The following is a 16,844-nucleotide window of genomic DNA, read 5'->3' as shown; positions in this document are numbered from 1 at the left end:
CCATTTGAGTCAATATTTTACTGTTGAAGCACATAAATGAATAAGCACGAAGACATTATTCGCAGAATCCAAGAAAAACTCAGTACCTTGAGTAAATCTGAGCGTAAGGTAGCTGAAGCCATTTTAGCTGACCCTAAAACGACTATTCACTCTAGCATTGCGAAGCTTGCCGCGCGTGCAGAAGTAAGTGAGCCAACGGTTAACCGTTTTTGCCGTAGCCTAATTGGTAGTGGCTTCCCCGATTTCAAAGTGGCACTTGCCCAAAGCCTTGCCAAGGGCACGCCATACGTCAATTTGAACGTAGAGCCAGATGATGCGCCGGGCGCCATTACCAATAAAATCTTTGAGGCTGCAAAAAACAACCTGACTCGTGCGCAAGAACTCTTGCCTGAAACACTGATCAGTCGAGTGGTAGATGTGTTAGCACAGGCACGTCGTATCGAGTTTTATGGTCTAGGCGCTTCGGGACCAGTTGCCAAAGATGCGCACCATAAGTTCTTCCGTTTGAACATGCCAGTTGTGGCGTATACCGATATTTTGGTACAGCGCATGGCTGCAGCAGGAACTCACCCAGGTGATGCGGTGGTGGTCATTTCCCTTTCGGGTCGTACTTTGCCTTTGATCGAAACCGCGCGCGTTGCTCGTGAAGCCGGTGCAACCGTGGTCGGCATTACCAACCCAGGTTCACCTCTGACCGAGCATTGCTCGATTGTGCTGCCAATCGAAGAGACTGAAGATACCGATATTTACACACCTATGAGTTCTCGTATTGTGTATTTAACGCTGATCGATGCCTTGGCAACTGGAGTTCTTCTAAAACGTGGCCCAGAGTTTAATGAGCATTTACGTAAACTGAAACTGAGCGTTCAAGACACACGTTTACCTAAGCAAGATAACTAATCTTACTTCCGCTCCAAGTCCTTTGGGCTTGGAGCCTTCCCCCAGATCAATCCCAACATACCCGATGCATTTCCAGAGTATCTCGACAAATTGTCGGAGTATTCTGAAAGACGCTTTCTTTACTGACACATAGAATCGCTGGCTAGGTTAAATTTATGAGCAGAGCCACGGCGAGCCCTAGACTTAACCCATGCTCATAACAATAAAGAAAACTAATGCAGTAGCGCCCTTGCTCACGTTTTACTCTACGTAGAATGGATGGCTCGGTAACAACTGCACCTCAAAACTATGATAATAAGAGGACTTAAGAATGATCGATAATAGCTTAGCAATAAGCTTTACCTTTCTAGCCTACCTAGTGGTGATGCTAGGCATTGGCTTATACGCTTATAAGCGCACTTCCAGTTCGGAAGACTATTTTCTTGGTGGACGCTCATTAGGCCCTTGGCCAACCGCTCTGTCTGCCGGCGCATCCGATATGAGTGGCTGGTTGCTATTGGGCTTACCGGGTTACGCTTTTGCCGCAGGCATGGAATCACTTTGGCTGGCTGGCGGCCTACTAATCGGCACCTGGCTAAACTGGCTTATTTGTGCAAAACGTCTACGCACTTACAGCATTCAAGCCAACAACTCTCTAACGCTTCCAGAATATTTATCTACTCGCTTTAAAGATAATTCAAAACTCATTCAGACTATTTCTGCTTTCTTTATTCTGCTGTTCTTCTTGTTTTACACCAGCTCAGGCCTAGTAGCAGGCGGCAAATTGTTTGAGACAGTGTTTGGTCTAGATTACCGTTGGGCCGTTATAATCGGTACCGTTTGTGTCGTGTCTTACACCCTATTTGGCGGTTTCCTAGCGGTGTCTTGGACCGATTTAGTACAGGGGTTACTGATGTGTGCGGCTCTGGTCATCGTCCCCATTGCCATTATGGAGGGTGACTGGTCTCAGCTACCAAACACCTTGGCAGAGAAAAACCCTGAGTTGCTGACCATGTGGAACGATATTAACGGTGAGCCACTTAGTATCATCGGTATTATTTCGTTAGCCGCATGGGGACTTGGCTACTTTGGTCAGCCACATATCTTGGCACGTTTTAAAGCGTCACGTTCTAACAAAGACCTCACTACAGCTCGCCGCATTGCGGTAAGTTGGACGGCACTGTCGATGGCCGGCGCCCTGTTAATTGGCCTAGTCGGTATTGTGTATGTGGACAACCATATGGCTGGCGCTTTAGAAGACGGCGAGAAGATCTTTATGATTCTAGTAAATGCTGTGTTCAACCCTATTGTTGCTGGCATTTTGCTCGCTGCGATTCTTGCGGCCATTATGAGTACTGCTGACTCTCAGCTACTGGTGTCTTCATCTGCGTTGGCAGAAGACTTTTACAAAGCTTGGATCAACCCAAATGCGTCACAGTCACAGATTGTTAACGTAGGTCGCTTAGGTGTGGTGGCACTTTCTATTATTGCATTGCTACTCGCATTTAACCCAGAAAGCTCCGTGCTTGGTCTAGTGTCCTATGCGTGGGCTGGCTTTGGTGCGGCGTTTGGTCCTGCCATCATCTTGAGCTTGTTCTGGCGGAATATGAATCGCAACGGCGCCCTAGCAGGAATCTTGGTTGGTGGTATTACGATTGTGGTTTGGAAGCAAATTTCTGGCGGCATTTTCGATATTTACGAAATTGTACCAGGCTTCATCCTTTCAACTATCGCAATTGTTGTTGTGAGCCTAATGACAGGCAAACCAGAGCAAGAAGTATTGAACACCTTTGATGAGTACGAGAAGAAGCTGGATACACTAGCCTAAGCTCTCTCGCTAAGAACAAAAGCCGAGCACTGTAAAGTGCTCGGCTTTTTTTGCATTTGGCGACCAACAATCGATACGGGAAGCTATTGCAGACCAAAAAAAAGCCTCCCGAGGGAGGCTAAAACACCATTACTAACAAACGTTAGTAGTCAGAGAAATACTTTACTCATGAAATAAACTGCAAGCGCCCTGCTCTGCGCCATTGACCAACATGCGGTAGCTGGCAAACAGCTCGCGCCCCATACCTTGGTGTGAACGACGCAGGTCACACTGCGCTTGTTCTCGTTGTGCAAGTTCCACTTCGTCAATCAATAGCGAAAGCGTTCCCGCCACGGCATCTAGGCGCACTAAGTCACCATTTTGAATTTTACCGATCACACCGCCAGCAAGCGCTTCCGGCGTTAAATGAATTGCCGCTGGGACTTTACCCGACGCGCCAGACATACGGCCATCGGTAACAAGTGCAACTTTATAACCTTGGTCTTGAAGATTACCTAGGTACGGCGTTAGCTTATGCAACTCAGGCATCCCGATGGCTTTGGGACCTTGGTAACGAACCACCGCCACACAATCACGTTTCAGCTCACCACTACGAATGGCTTCCACGAGGTCATTCTGATCATGGAATACGGCAGCGGGTGCTTCGATAATTCGGTTTTCTTCTTTCACCGCAGAGACTTTAATCACAGCGCGACCAATGTTGCCTTCTAGTAAGGCAAGACCACCTTCTTTACTAAATGGATTGTCAATTGGGCGTACCACGTCTTCATCAAGACTGGCTTCAATACCATCACGCCATACCAGCTGTTCACCGTCCATAAATGGCTCTTTGGTGTAATGCGTCAAGCCTTGGCCAACGATGGTGTTCACATCTTCATGTAGCAAACCGCCTTGCAATAGTTGCTTAGTCAAGAAAGCCATACCACCGGCTGCTTGGAAATGGTTAATGTCCGCTTGACCATTCGGGTAAATACGCGTTAGCAGAGGCACCACTTTTGACAACTCAGCAAAGTCTTGCCAGTTAACAATGATGCCTGCCGCACGCGCAAACGCCACAATGTGCATCGTGTGGTTGGTCGAACCACCCGTCGCCAGCAGACCAACAATGGCATTCACAATCGAACGTTCATCAATCACTTTATAGATCGGACGGTAATCTTTACCTAACGCTGTGGTTTTGGTCGCTAGCTGAGCAGCGTAACGAGTCAATGCATCACGCATTGGATCTTCAGGGTTAACAAATGAAGAGCCAGGCAACTGCAATCCCATCATCTCAACCAATAATTGGTTAGAGTTGGCTGTGCCGTAGAAAGTACAAGTCCCCGCACTGTGGTATGAAGCTGATTCAGCTTCTAACAGCTCAACTCGAGTGGCTTCGCCTTTAGCAAAACGCTGGCGAACGGCAGCTTTCTGAGCATTCGTTATACCTGAAGGCATTGGCCCTGCTGGCACAAACAGACAAGGTAGATGACCAAATCGAAGCGCTGCAATCAAAAGACCCGGTACAATTTTGTCACAGATTCCTAAAAACAACGCCGCATCAAACATGTTATGGGACAAAGCGATAGCAGCCCCTTGAGCGATGTTGTCACGACTGAACAATGACAACTCCATACCTTCCAAACCTTGTGTTACACCATCACACATGGCTGGAACGCCACCTGCAAACTGCGTCACCGAGCCCATTTCTGCCACAGCTTGGCGAATAATATCTGGGTAGTGCTCATAAGGTTTGTGCGCAGATAACATGTCGTTATAGGAAGAAACAATACCGATGTTGGCTTCATCCATCAGCTTTAGCTTTTGTTTCTCCTGCGGCTGGCACGCTGCGAAGCCATGTGCCAAGTTGCCACATGACAATGCCCCACGATGTGGACCCTTTAACTCAGCCTGCTTCATATCCGCTAAATATTGAGAACGGAGCTCTTTGCTGCGATCAATAATGGCTTGAGTTACTTTTTCCACAATAGGGTTCATCTTTGCTCTCCATCAAGATTTCGTTAACTAGGCCAGCGAAACCGATTTATGTAATTTTACTACATTTTAATAATTTAACCGCAACAAACAAGAGTTAAACGGACAAAAAACGGCTTTTATGTAATTTTTTTACCAAAAATACTACCAAGCATCTTTTTTTTCGTTAGAATAGAGCAATATAACAGGCTAAATGAAGGAAGATTACGAAAGCATGACTATTTTTTGAACAAAATTAGTAAGTTATGCTTTTTTCTTCCTGAGAGATTTTTTATTTTTGTAGTGTTTTTACAATAACATTGAAAAGAAACTGTCCTACACTTATTTTCTAGGACAGACTGTATCTTCAAATATTAGGAGTGAGATATGACGATTAAGGTAGCTATTAATGGTTATGGACGTATCGGACGCAACGTACTTCGAGCGCTTTACGAGTCCGGCAAGCGCGACCAAATCCAGGTCGTTGCTATCAACGATCTTGGCGATTCCAAAATCAATGCTCACTTAACTAAATATGACACAGTTCACGGACGTTTCAATGCGGATGTGAATTTTGATACGGAAGCGCTGTACATTAACGAAGATAAAATTCTAACGTTTTCTGAGCGCGACCCAGCGAACTTGCCTTGGGCTGACCTGGGTGTTGATGTGGTGTATGAATGTACTGGGTTCTTTACTACAAAAGCGACGGCAGGTGCTCACATCAAAGCAGGTGCGAAAAAAGTGATCATTTCTGCACCAGGTAAAGAGGTCGATGCGACCGTTGTGTACGGTGTAAACCAAGAAGTGCTAACGTCAGACATGACCGTTATTTCTAACGCATCTTGTACGACAAACTGTTTAGCGCCGATTGCTAAGCCTCTGAACGAGAAGCTGGGTATCGAAAGTGGCCTAATGACCACTATCCATGCCTACACTAATGATCAGCGCTTATCGGATGTTTATCATGAAGATCTATACCGCGCTCGTGCCGCAGCCATGAACATGATCCCTACTAAGACAGGTGCCGCAGCGGCTGTTGGTTTGGTTGTTCCTGCTCTAGCAGGCAAATTCGATGGTATGGCAGTTCGCGTACCGACCATCAACGTTTCTTTGGTGGACCTAACTTTCTTAGCACCACGCGAAACCACTGCAGAAGAAGTGAACAAAATCATTGAAGATGCGATCGCTGCCGACCCAATCTTAGCGCAAGTATTGTGCGTGAACTACGAGCCGCTAGTCTCTACAGACTTTAACCACAGCACCTATACTTCCAACTTTGATGCGACCCAAACCCGCGTTCAAGGTAAATTAGTTAAGGTTATGGCGTGGTACGACAACGAGTGGGGCTTCTCAAATCGAATGCTAGATAATACACTTGCACTCATGAGCGCAAAATAATACTTCTAAATAACAAAGGCTGCTGATGCAGCCTTTGTCGTCTCTATACTCTAACTCCACGCTTTAAATTTTTTGGAATTAATATGACTCGCAGAACCAAAATCGTTGCCACGTTAGGCCCAGCTTCCAGCTCTCCAGAGATGATCGAAAAATTAATCTTAGCCGGAGCAAACGTCTTCCGTTTAAACTTTTCTCACGGGCAACCTGAAGATCATATTAATCGTGCCAATGTGGTGCGTGAAATGGCAGCAAAGAACAAGCGCCACGTAGCCATTCTTGGCGACCTACAAGGTCCAAAAATTCGTATTGCACGTTTCAAAGACACAAAAGTGACGCTAAAAGACGGCGCGCACTTTATCCTAGATGTGGGCTTTGACAAAAACGCAGGTGACGAGTCGCGTGTTGGTATCGATTACCCACAACTTGCTCAAGACTCTTCACCGGGTAACATTCTACTTCTAGACGACGGCCGTGTTGTTTTAGAAGTGATTGAAGTAAAAGGCCTAGAAGTTCATACCAAAGTTATCGTTGGTGGCCCGCTTTCAAACAACAAAGGCATTAACCGTCAAGGTGGCGGTCTATCTGCAGCGGCATTAACAGAGAAAGACAAAGAAGACATCAAAACAGCGGCAGCGCTAAAAGCGGACTACCTTGCCGTATCTTTCCCACGCAGTGCCGCGGACCTTGAAGAAGCTCGCGAACTTGCTCGCGCAGCTGGTCTTGAAACAGGCATCGTAGCAAAAGTAGAACGCGCTGAAGCCGTTGCTGACAATGAAACCCTGGACGCAATTATCTTGGCATCAGATGCGGTCATGGTTGCTCGTGGTGACCTAGGTGTTGAAATTGGTGACGCAGAATTGATCGGTGTGCAAAAACATATGATCAAACGCTGCCGTCAGTTAAACCGTCCTGTTATTACGGCAACGCAGATGATGGAGACCATGATCACGCAGGCCATGCCAACTCGTGCGGAAGTGTTTGACGTTGCCAACGCTGTGTTAGATGGCACTGATGCAGTCATGCTTTCTGCAGAGACAGCCGCTGGTTCATATCCAGAAGAAGTAGTTAAGAAGATGGACAGTGTTTGTCTTGGCGCTGAGAAGCACCCATCAGTGATGCGCTCAAAACACCGTCTAGATATCACCTTCACATCGGTTTCTGAAACAATTGCGATGGCCGCTATGTATGCAGCAAACCATCTGGAAGGCGTGAAAGCGATCATTAGTTTGACAGCATCTGGCACAACACCACTGCTACTGTCGCGTATTTCTTCTGGTTTGCCAATCTATGCATTGTCGCCGAACCAAGAAACACTAAACAAAACAGCACTTTACCGTGGTGTAACACCTGTCGCTTTCTCTTCTCAAGAGCATGATGTTGACACAATCATCTCTGGCCTAGTGAACAAAGTGAAGTCCCTTGGTTTGGTTAAAGATGGCGATCTAGTGATCGTAACTAAAGGTGATCACTTGGTTTCTCATGGCACCACCAACATGATCAAAGTGGTTGAAGTTGGCGCGGTTGCTTAATGGATAAGAAAACCATTACCACGGCAGCGCGTAAGCGCGTTGCCTTGGTCGCCCATGACAACATGAAGCCCGAGCTAACCGCTTGGGCGGTTCAACACAAAGACAAGCTGGTCAAACATGAACTGATGGCCACCGGCACCACAGGAAACCTGTTACAGAAGCAACTAGGTGTACCGGTTAATGCACTAATCAGTGGCCCCTTGGGCGGCGATCAGCAGCTTGGTGGTTTGATTGCCGAGGGTAAAATCGATATCCTAATTTTCTTTTGGGATCCTTTTGAGCCTATGCCCCATGATCCTGATATTAAAGCCCTTCTGCGTGTGGCAGCAGTGTGGAATATTCCTATCGCCTGTAGCGTATCTTCGGCTAACTTCTTAATTAGCTCACCTTTGTTTGATGAGCCGTTTGAGAAGCAAATCCCAGATTATGATAGTTACCTCAAGGCGAGACTCTAACTCGCCTTTTTCATATTTAGATAATCCGTTCTCTGCAACACAAAAAAGTCGTTTCTAAGCATTCACTAACTCGCGGTTTCGGCGAAAATCGGCTATATTATCGCCCCTATTTACTGGAGTTGAGCACAGCTCCTCCTATGACTTGAACATTAACTCCGACACTCCCCCTCATACCCGTTGGAGAACAGCGCAGGAGAACGATTTTGCAAGCGAAAGTAGCCCTTATTATGGGATCGAAAAGTGACTGGTCCACAATGGAAGCTGCGGCTGAAATCATGGATAAATTAGGTGTTGCTTACCACGTTGAAGTGGTCTCTGCACATCGCACACCTGTAAAGCTGGCTGAATTTTCTGAAAGCGCAGTTGAGCGTGGCTTCAAAGTAATTATCGGTGGTGCAGGCGGTGCAGCACACCTTCCTGGCATGGTTGCAGCACACACTCGCCTACCTGTGCTAGGTGTTCCAGTTCAGAGTAAAGCTCTTAACGGTATGGATAGCTTGCTGTCTATCGCGCAAATGCCAAAAGGTGTTGCCGTAGGCACACTTGCAATTGGTACTGCAGGAGCGTTTAACGCTGGCCTACTGGCTTGTCAAATCCTAGCCAACGAAGATGCCGAATTAGCTGAGCGAATCGAAGCATTCCGCAACGAGCAAACTGAAACAGTTCTATCTAATCCAGATCCACGCGAGGCTTAATTCATGTCATCTATTTGGGTACTAGGCGCAGGCCAACTTGGCGCTATGCTTAAACAAGCTGCTAATCCACTTGGTCTAGACGTAAAACCGGTTGATATTGAAACGGATGAAACGCTACCTCTGCAAGCAGACGACATTGTTACCGCCGAACGTGAAGACTGGCCTGAAACGGCTGCGACAAAGCAACTGGCGGCACACCCTAACTTCGTTAACCTAGAAACGTTCCCTCAGCTTGCAGACCGCCTGACACAGAAGCAATGGATCGACAAACTTGATCTAGCCACAGCGCCTTGGTTCCCAGTGGAAGACGATTCAACCGCTGAAAAAGCATACGCCACGCTGGGCGATCGCGTGCTTATGAAGCGCCGCCGCGGTGGTTACGACGGTCGTGGTCAGTACTGGTTAAAGCAAGCAGAAGGCACTGAAATTCCTGAGGAATGGAAAGGCCAAGCGATCGCAGAACAAGCGATAAACTTCGACGAAGAAGTGTCCGTGGTTGGTGTACGTGGTAAGAACGGTGAGAAATACTTCTACCCACTGACTCTGAACCTTCACATCAATGGCATTTTGTACGCGTCTATTTCACCACTACAGCGTCTTGAACACCTACAAGAGCAAGCCGAAGGCATGTTAGGTAAGCTAATGGATGCTCTAGATTATGTTGGTGTTATGGCAATGGAATGTTTCCGTTGTGGCGATAAGCTCCTTATCAACGAACTTGCTCCGCGTGTGCACAACAGTGGACACTGGACACAAGCAGGCGCAAGCGTCAACCAATTTGAAAACCATATCCGTGCCGTAGCCGGTTTACCTTTAGCTCCAGCTGAAGTGAAAAACCAAAGCATGATGGTCAACTTGATTGGCGTTGACGTAGATTACAACTGGCTATCGATCAAAGGCCTTGAGCTGTACTGGTACCGTAAAGAAGTGCGTCCAGGTCGTAAAGTAGGCCATTTAAATGCCTGCTCTGGCGATCTAGATCAACTCCAGTCGATTCTTAAATCACTTAGCAGCATGCCTGCGCCGTACGATGAAGCGCTGACTTGGCTTGCCAAGAATCTTCCTTCCGCTTAATTGCGAAAAAGGCTGCTCAAGGCAGCCTTTTTTACGCCTGCTTACAAATTTACGCGTATTTCTCTCTAAAATGATTTAAAGGACGCTTGTTTATTCGAAATATTCCCTTAGTCTATATCTAGAATCCCTGCACTACCTCTAAATATAAAATTATAAGCAGGGTCACAATGCTCAGGAACTTTGAATGAACAATTTAGAACTTGACGCCTTCGACTGGAAGCTGTTGAAAGCACTGCAAAGCAACGCCCGACTATCCAACGTCGCCCTCTCCGAACAGGTCAATTTATCACCTTCACAATGCTCACGGCGCCTACAACGGCTCGAGCAAAGTAGCCTTATTGAATCCTATAACACTCAGCTGAACATATCAGAATTGGGGTACCAAATAACGGCTTTCATTTCCGTTACCCTAGAGAAGGGCAATAACCTAGCACGCCAAAGCTTCCAAGAGCACGTTACGAATATCGACACCGTCTTAGAATGCTATGCTGTAAGCGGCTCCTGTGACTACTGGTTACGTGTAATTTCTCATAATCTCGCTGCTTTATCAGATTTCATTACTGAAGAGCTTTCCTGTCTAGATGGCATACGGGATGTGAGCTCTACTATCGTCCTGAATCAAATTAAGCAGCGTAGCCATGTGCCTCTACCTAATTAATGCTTAGACACATCAGGTAGTCGCATAGCCATCAGCACGCCAGCAAGCGTGATGATGGCATAAATTAAAATAAGGGCCTCAAGTGACATAATCTCACTTAGCAGACCAATTAAGCTAAACAGCAAAAGCATTAGACCTATCGCAGTATTTCCGACGGCCACATAGCTAGTACGTTTATTACCATCGGCCATATCAACTAAATAGGTTTTACGCCCGACTCTTATACCTTGGTGAAAAACGGTCAGTGCGAAATAAAATAAGGGGAGTAACCAAATAGACGCCAGCAAATCAGGCATCCACTGAGCAATGGCAAACAGTATAAGACCCGTCAATGCGCCAAGGCTAGATGCCGCAATCAGAACTTTACGGCTAGAGAGATCAGAAAAACGGCCCCAGAAAGGACCGGATAGCAGCCCTGCAAGACCACTGATTCCCATAAACATCGCCAGCACCCAAATAGAATCACCAATACGGTTCTCCGCCAGCAATACATAGTATGGCGCGCTTAATGCAGTCCCCAAAAAACAAGCACGAGTGAAGACAAAATGGCGAAACTCCTTATCAGTTTTAAGAAGGGACAACTGAGATAAAGAAGAGGCGATACTGAATTCTTCTTTTTCCGTTTCGCTCGCAGGCTCTTCAACACGAGCAAAAATAATAGCCGATAACAGCCACAAAAAAGCTCCAGCAATAAGCCCCCAAATAAAGTAGCTTGATGTCTGCCAATCATAGACATAACTCAATGCCATCATTACAGCTAAGCCAATCGTTACTAAGCCTGCCGCGCTGGCAGAAAGCCCTGTAACCTGCCCCCGCTCTGATTTTGGAATCGTTTTGCCCAACACATCTTTTGTGGCTACAGAATTAAGGCCCCGCGCACAACTAAATAGAGCAAGCAGTGCAATAATTGCCACACCGGCGCTATAGCCTTCCAAATAGTTTGCAACCCCAGCCATCAGCAAAAGCGATAGCGCTTGAATAGCGCTCCCTGCAACCCATACCCACTTTCGTATAGCTAAGCGTCGCATGAGGCTCGCTATAAATAACTGCGGTATTAACGACCCGGATTCACGAATGGGGACGAGCCATCCTACAAGAAATGTTGGCGCTCCAACACTTTGCAAAAGCCAAGGCAAAGTCACTTTAGGGTTAACGATGGCGTCTCCAGTATTAGTCAGAAACTGAGCACTTATTAAGCGCAAAAAGTTTCTTGCGGTTGACTCCTTCTCACCTTCTTTCTTCTGTTCAGATTTCACCATCCACTTATACAGGCTCGTTGCCCATGACTGACTGTTCATCAACCAAAATCCTTATTTATATCGCTCAATACAGTACAACCTATTCTAATGAATCAGTTCAATAAATTGCGCAGCTAATCTCAAAGTAATGAGGTTCAGAAGTAAAAATGCCCATAGGTCTATCTATCAGGCGGCAGCATAAATACAATTTATGTAAAGTAAGATGAATCCAAACTAGAACGATTTAAGAGAGAAGATAATCTATGGCAAACGACAGCAACAGCGACCTCAATTCTAAGATATCGACCATTGAAGAGTTCGCCAAGTTAGCTAACTACTCCTTAATGGATTCACTCAACGTCGATCCTGATGCCAACCAAGATGGCAATGAGCATCAACCAAGACAAGTCTACTCCGGCCACTATGTCCCTGTAACACCGACACCTTTGCCTGCCCCCGAATACATAGCTCACAGTAGCACCTTCTTTGAAGAACTCGGCTTAGACGATGGACTGGTCCAGACACAAGGATTCCAGCACATCTTTTCAGGAGATCTATCTAATGCGCCTGCTCCGATGTTAAAGCTTGGCTGGGCCACTGGTTACGCACTTTCCATCTACGGTACTGAATACACACAGCAATGCCCTTTTCGTACCGGAAATGGCTATGGTGATGGACGTGCCATGTCCATCTTCGAAGGAATCTTCAAGGGTAAACGCTGGGAAATGCAACTAAAAGGCGGTGGACGCACGCCTTACTGTCGTGGTGGAGATGGCCGTGCTGTACTGCGCTCGAGTGTGCGTGAATTTTTAGCACAAGAGGCTATGCATGCCCTTGGCATTCCCACGTCTCGCTCTCTTAGTTTGTTCGTTTCTAAGTCAGAGCAAGTACACCGCCCTTGGTACTTCGAAGGCTCTCAATCCAATGATCCAGAAACCATGGTAGCTAACTCAGTGGCCATTTCAACTCGAGTGGCACCGTCATTCATACGTGTCGGGCAGCTTGAACTTTTTGCTCGTCGCACTCGTTCCAATGCCTACCCAACGGCACTCAAAGAGCTTGAAATGCTTGTTCGCCATGTCATTGACCGTGAGTACCAAGCAGAAATTGATCCCGCTCTGACTTTCCCAAATAAGCTAGTCAAAATCGCGCAATTGTTTCGTGACCGACTCTGCTCCTTAATCGCTGACTGGATTCGCGTGGGCTATTGCCAAGGCAACTTTAATGGAGACAACTGTCCTGTCGGAGGCTACACCTTAGATTACGGCCCATTTGGTTTCTGTGAAATGTTTGACCCAGTTTTCCAACCTTGGACAGGGGGCGGACGCCACTTCTCATTCTTAAACCAGCCTCTAGCGGCACAGCAAAACTTCAACATGTTCTGTAAATCCTTAGAACCCTTACTGCAAGAAGAACCCAATGCACACGAAGCACTGCTGCAAATCCGTGATGAGTTTATTCATGTGATGCAGCAAAAAGTTGAAACTATGTGGGCTGGTAAGCTAGGACTTGAACGTTACGACTCAGAGCTTGTGGAGCAACTGTTAACATTAATGATCAACAATCGAGCCGACTTTAATATGTTCTTTCGTGAGCTGTCTCATGTCCCAGAAGAAGCTTCTGCTCTAGTAGGCAGCTTCTACAAAAACCCTACTCAAGAACAATTAGATCAATGGCAACAATGGCTTGATCAGTGGCGCACGGCTATCAATGCCGACGAACAACAAACCAGCGTTAGCCACGCTATGAAACAGGTCAATCCAAAATACACTTGGCGCGAGTGGCTCGTCGTTCCAGCATATCAGCAAGCAGAACTGGGTAACTACGCGTTGATTAAAGAGCTGCAAGAAGTTCTTAGCAATCCTTATCAAGAACAATCTCAAGAAATGGAAGATAAATACTACCGCCTTCGCCCAGAAGAGTTTTATCGAATGGGTGGTGTTAGTCATTACAGCTGCTCTTCCTAAGCTTGCTTGTACCTTCCTTCGCACTGCGAAGACCTACAAGATCACCGCCCTTGCATCGTAGGTCCACGCATAGCGCGGGAACACGTTCTCGAACGACCCGACTCAGTTCGGGGAGGAAGGGTCGGAGTGCTTTTCGACAGACGTAAAAAAAGCCCTGACTGCATCAGCAATCAGGGCTTCTTAATGAAAAGCTTGACGATATTTATGCCCTTGCGGTGCGAACTACTATCACATGCCCATCAATTCTTAAGAAAAACCCACACTACCATCAGCGATGGTGAGCACCTGTGGCGTGTAAAGAGTCACTTCTGAGCGTCTGTGACAAGCATAAAACGCGGATGAGATCAGGTACTCTATGATCGTCAAGTAAAAGCGTAAGCCGGGATAAGGAGCTTGCAACACCATCCGCCTCATTTGACTTTATTAAACAGCAGAAGTTCTAAAGGGCTTCTAATGCCAAAAGATTACTTATGGTTTGTCTTTTTCTGATGAGACGATATTTTCCTTCTTCAATTATTACTTCAGGCGCTAGTGGTCGACTATTGTAATTTGATGACATAGAAGCACCATAGGCCCCTGCATCATTAAATACCAACAGATCACCAACTTTAGCATTAACTAATATTTGATGGCAAATTACTCCATTTGCATCCTGAGTAAATACATCGCCAGACTCGCACAAAGGGCCAGCCACCGCATACTCAAGCTCATTAGATTGTATTATTGCAGGCTTCTGATGTGTTGCTTGATGAACCACCTCAATTTTGTGATAGCTGCCATACATACTCGGTCTTAACAGGTCATTAAAACCTGCATCGACTAAAATGAAATTGTGGTGCTGCGTTGATTTCAAGCAATGGATTTCCGCCACCAAAACACCCGCGTTTGCAACTAAAAATCGTCCTGGCTCTACTTCTAGTTTAATAACGTGGCCTAAATGATTTTCTATCTCTTTACGAGCCTCATCCCATAATCTAAAAAAGCTATTGGTATCTAATTCTACATCCTTTTCTGTATAAGTCGCAGGAAGCCCACCTCCAGTAGAAATAGCTCGAATATCCACATTGGCTAATTTCACTATCTCGACCATAACTTGGCAGGCTTGAGACAAATGTGCAAAGTCTGAACCTGAACCAATGTGCATATGAATGCCAATTAAATCCAAACCATATTGTTGAATCACAGCAACGGCGTGCGGCAAATCTTCAAGCGAAATACCATGTTTGCTATTTGGTCCACCAGTATTGGTTTTTTCACTATGCCCATGGCCAAACCCAGGATTTACACGTATCCAAACTGGATGGTGAGGATTTACTTCTGCAATTCGATACAACATATCCATAGAGCCAATATTGACAGGAATGTGGTGTTGAATTACCAATTCTATCGTTTCACGATCTATCAGATCTGCGGTAAAAACAATGCTTTCGGGATTGTCACTGTTGCTGTAGCCCGCTACTAAACTTCTTTCAATTTCTCCAGCGGACACGGCATCTACCATTACGCCTTCTTCTCGCATTAATCGTAATATATGCGTGTTCGAACAAGCTTTTTGCGCAAAACGAATGACATCAAACTCTCGAAGCCGTCTTATCTGTTGCCGAATAGTGGCCGTATCGTACACCCACACAGGAGTACCAAACTGCTGGGTTATTTCTATTAGTGTATTGGGATTAAAAATAGTCACTTCGCCATGCCCCTATAGATTATTTGAGTCAATTTTCTAGTTATTGAAAGTGAATCAATCATAGCGCTCAGACAAAAACACAAATAATATCTATTTATTCAATTTCTATTCACTTCTGATATGACCCATGAAGCTAACATTCCGACAAATTGAAATATTCAATGCTTTGATGACTGCGGAAAGCGTGACCAACGCTGCAGATATATTGCACACCTCACAACCCACCATTAGTCGCGAGTTAGCAAGACTTGAACAAGTATTAGGGTTCAGTTTATTTGAACGAGTGCGAGGCCGACTCAAGCCCAGCAATGCGGCTTACACTCTTTTTGAGGAGGTGAAACGCTCATACATAGGTTTGGAAAGAATTTGGTCAACCGTTGAAGATTTGCGCATTGATCAGGTAGGAAGACTTTCAATACTGACATTACCAGCTTTTTCTCAGTCGCTTTTACCGGGAGCTTGTCTAAAGTTTTTAAACACCAGCAAAAATGTCGGCATCTCTATTTCGGTACAAGAACCACCTTATTTAGAGCAAAGTTTAACGTACCAGCAATACGATCTTGGTTTGACCGAAAACAACTACTCACCTTCAGGCACTACACTTAAACCTTTGTTAAGCATCGATGAAGTCTGTATTTTGCCAAATAACCATCCATTATTAACAAAAGATACTATTGATATTCGAGATTTCGAAGGTCAACCTTTTGTTAACTTATCGCCTACTGATCCTTATCGAATCAAATTGGATGAAGAGCTACATAAACTTGGAATCAATCGTAAAACAGTGATAGAAACCCCCACCGCCGCGTCTGTCTGTAAGCTGGTAAGCAAAGGGGCGGGAATTGCCATCATCAACCCGCTAACCGCTCTGGATTTTATTGATCATGGCCTGCAAATTCGTCCATTGAATGTGTCTTACCCATTTACCGTCAATATACTTTTGCCTTTACACCGTCCCTTTAACCCTTTTTTAGATGACTTTATTGCAGCACTGGAAGAGGAAGCGAAAGAAATAATAACCAAAATTAATATGTACTCTGCTAATTAAGTTTAGACATATTTACTAATGAGCCGTCGGGATAAGGAGCTTGTGACGCCATCCGACGTTGTCTAGTCGGTGTTTATAAAATTTGTTGGATGACTCCAACCTACGGGACTTGTTTTCTTCAGGGCTCAGATCCCTATACTTACATCAGGTATCAATGACCGCCATCTGTCGAGGGATCTGCCCCATTGCCTATCGAGCTAAGATGCAAACCTCATATGACCCGACTCTATCGGGGATGAAGGGCCGGAGTGTTTTTCGCAAGACGTAAAAAAGCCCTGGCCGCGTTAGCGATCAGGGATTCTTAATGAAAAGCTTGACGATATTTATGCCCTTGCGGTACGACCTACTCTCACATGCCCATCAATTCTTAAGAAAAGCCCACACTACCATCGGCGATGGCGAGCGCCTGCGGCGTGTAAAGAGTCACTTCTG

Annotated in this window: 13 protein-coding genes; 10 read left to right on the top strand and 3 right to left on the bottom strand. The window is 45.8% G+C overall.

Annotated elements, in window-relative coordinates:
• The first annotated feature begins 36 nt into the window (after nt 1-36).
• Together hexR and putP are read left to right on the top strand one after the other, a co-directional pair.
• The gene (gene hexR / locus ASC49_RS14165; protein WP_055463907.1) at nt 37-900 is read left to right on the top strand and encodes a transcriptional regulator HexR; all 864 of its coding nucleotides are present in this window, start codon (nt 37-39) and stop codon (nt 898-900) included.
• 310 nt (nt 901-1,210) lie between these two features.
• On the top strand, nt 1,211-2,707 hold the full coding sequence (gene putP / locus ASC49_RS14160; protein WP_055463906.1) for a sodium/proline symporter PutP: 1,497 nt from the start codon (nt 1,211-1,213) through the stop codon (nt 2,705-2,707).
• Nucleotides 2,708-2,869: 162 nt separating this feature from the next.
• On the opposite strand, the gene edd is transcribed toward putP, so the two are convergent.
• Nucleotides 2,870-4,684 (bottom strand): phosphogluconate dehydratase, encoded by a 1,815-nt coding sequence (gene edd, locus ASC49_RS14155; protein ID WP_055463905.1) that lies wholly within the window; start codon nt 4,682-4,684, stop codon nt 2,870-2,872.
• A 363-nt stretch (nt 4,685-5,047) separates the two neighbouring features.
• Here edd and gap point away from each other — a divergent pair, with 363 nt between their 5' ends.
• From gap to ASC49_RS14125, 6 genes are all read left to right on the top strand, one after another.
• Entirely contained in the window at nt 5,048-6,061 is a 1,014-nt protein-coding gene (gene gap, locus ASC49_RS14150) for a type I glyceraldehyde-3-phosphate dehydrogenase (protein ID WP_055463904.1), read from the top strand.
• A gap of 83 nt (nt 6,062-6,144) precedes the next feature.
• Entirely contained in the window at nt 6,145-7,590 is a 1,446-nt protein-coding gene (pyk, locus tag ASC49_RS14145) for a pyruvate kinase (protein ID WP_055463903.1), read from the top strand.
• Entirely contained in the window at nt 7,590-8,045 is a 456-nt protein-coding gene (locus ASC49_RS14140; RefSeq protein WP_055463902.1) for a methylglyoxal synthase, read from the top strand. The genes pyk and ASC49_RS14140 overlap by 1 nt, the downstream gene beginning before the upstream one ends.
• Nucleotides 8,046-8,248: 203 nt before the next feature.
• On the top strand, nt 8,249-8,740 hold the full coding sequence (gene purE, locus ASC49_RS14135; protein WP_055463901.1) for a 5-(carboxyamino)imidazole ribonucleotide mutase: 492 nt from the start codon (nt 8,249-8,251) through the stop codon (nt 8,738-8,740).
• Nucleotides 8,741-8,743: 3 nt separating this feature from the next.
• The gene (gene purK / locus ASC49_RS14130; RefSeq protein WP_055463900.1) at nt 8,744-9,814 is read left to right on the top strand and encodes a 5-(carboxyamino)imidazole ribonucleotide synthase; all 1,071 of its coding nucleotides are present in this window, start codon (nt 8,744-8,746) and stop codon (nt 9,812-9,814) included.
• A 184-nt stretch (nt 9,815-9,998) separates the two neighbouring features.
• On the top strand, nt 9,999-10,472 hold the full coding sequence (locus ASC49_RS14125) for an Lrp/AsnC family transcriptional regulator (protein ID WP_055463899.1): 474 nt from the start codon (nt 9,999-10,001) through the stop codon (nt 10,470-10,472).
• Here ASC49_RS14125 and ASC49_RS14120 read toward each other — a convergent pair.
• Nucleotides 10,469-11,770: an MFS transporter gene (locus ASC49_RS14120; RefSeq protein WP_072242125.1), complete on the bottom strand. Its 1,302-nt coding sequence runs from the start codon at nt 11,768-11,770 to the stop codon at nt 10,469-10,471. The genes ASC49_RS14125 and ASC49_RS14120 overlap by 4 nt on opposite strands.
• A 203-nt stretch (nt 11,771-11,973) precedes the next feature.
• Between ASC49_RS14120 and ASC49_RS14115 the strand changes: the two genes are divergently transcribed.
• Nucleotides 11,974-13,677, top strand: a complete 1,704-nt coding sequence (locus ASC49_RS14115) for a protein adenylyltransferase SelO (protein WP_055463898.1) — start codon at nt 11,974-11,976, stop codon at nt 13,675-13,677.
• A gap of 439 nt (nt 13,678-14,116) precedes the next feature.
• Here the strand turns inward: ASC49_RS14115 and lysA are convergent, their stop codons facing one another.
• Complete coding sequence (lysA, locus tag ASC49_RS14110) at nt 14,117-15,364, bottom strand: diaminopimelate decarboxylase (protein WP_082443850.1); 1,248 nt, start codon at nt 15,362-15,364, stop codon at nt 14,117-14,119.
• A gap of 127 nt (nt 15,365-15,491) precedes the next feature.
• Between lysA and ASC49_RS14105 the strand changes: the two genes are divergently transcribed.
• Complete coding sequence (locus tag ASC49_RS14105; protein WP_055463897.1) at nt 15,492-16,412, top strand: LysR family transcriptional regulator; 921 nt, start codon at nt 15,492-15,494, stop codon at nt 16,410-16,412.
• The last annotated feature ends 432 nt before the right edge of the window (nt 16,413-16,844 follow it).

The organism is Marinomonas fungiae (assembly GCF_001418205.1).
In the GTDB taxonomy this organism is placed as follows: domain Bacteria; phylum Pseudomonadota; class Gammaproteobacteria; order Pseudomonadales; family Marinomonadaceae; genus Marinomonas; species Marinomonas fungiae.
Note: the sequence above shows the minus strand (reverse complement) of the source record. Positions and strands in the feature narration are given on the sequence as shown.

Excerpts from the sequence above, each read along its gene's own strand:
- purK (WP_055463900.1), top strand. The coding sequence starts at position 8,744 with ATGTCATCTATTTGGGTACTAGGCGCAGGCCAACTTGGCGCTATGCTT.
- gap (WP_055463904.1), top strand. The coding sequence starts at position 5,048 with ATGACGATTAAGGTAGCTATTAATGGTTATGGACGTATCGGACGCAAC.
- ASC49_RS14140 (WP_055463902.1), top strand. The coding sequence starts at position 7,590 with ATGGATAAGAAAACCATTACCACGGCAGCGCGTAAGCGCGTTGCCTTG.
- pyk (WP_055463903.1), top strand. The coding sequence starts at position 6,145 with ATGACTCGCAGAACCAAAATCGTTGCCACGTTAGGCCCAGCTTCCAGC.
- hexR (WP_055463907.1), top strand. The coding sequence starts at position 37 with ATGAATAAGCACGAAGACATTATTCGCAGAATCCAAGAAAAACTCAGT.
- edd (WP_055463905.1), bottom strand. The coding sequence starts at position 4,684 with ATGAACCCTATTGTGGAAAAAGTAACTCAAGCCATTATTGATCGCAGC.
- ASC49_RS14125 (WP_055463899.1), top strand. The coding sequence starts at position 9,999 with ATGAACAATTTAGAACTTGACGCCTTCGACTGGAAGCTGTTGAAAGCA.
- ASC49_RS14115 (WP_055463898.1), top strand. The coding sequence starts at position 11,974 with ATGGCAAACGACAGCAACAGCGACCTCAATTCTAAGATATCGACCATT.
- ASC49_RS14120 (WP_072242125.1), bottom strand. The coding sequence starts at position 11,770 with ATGAACAGTCAGTCATGGGCAACGAGCCTGTATAAGTGGATGGTGAAA.
- putP (WP_055463906.1), top strand. The coding sequence starts at position 1,211 with ATGATCGATAATAGCTTAGCAATAAGCTTTACCTTTCTAGCCTACCTA.
- ASC49_RS14105 (WP_055463897.1), top strand. The coding sequence starts at position 15,492 with ATGAAGCTAACATTCCGACAAATTGAAATATTCAATGCTTTGATGACT.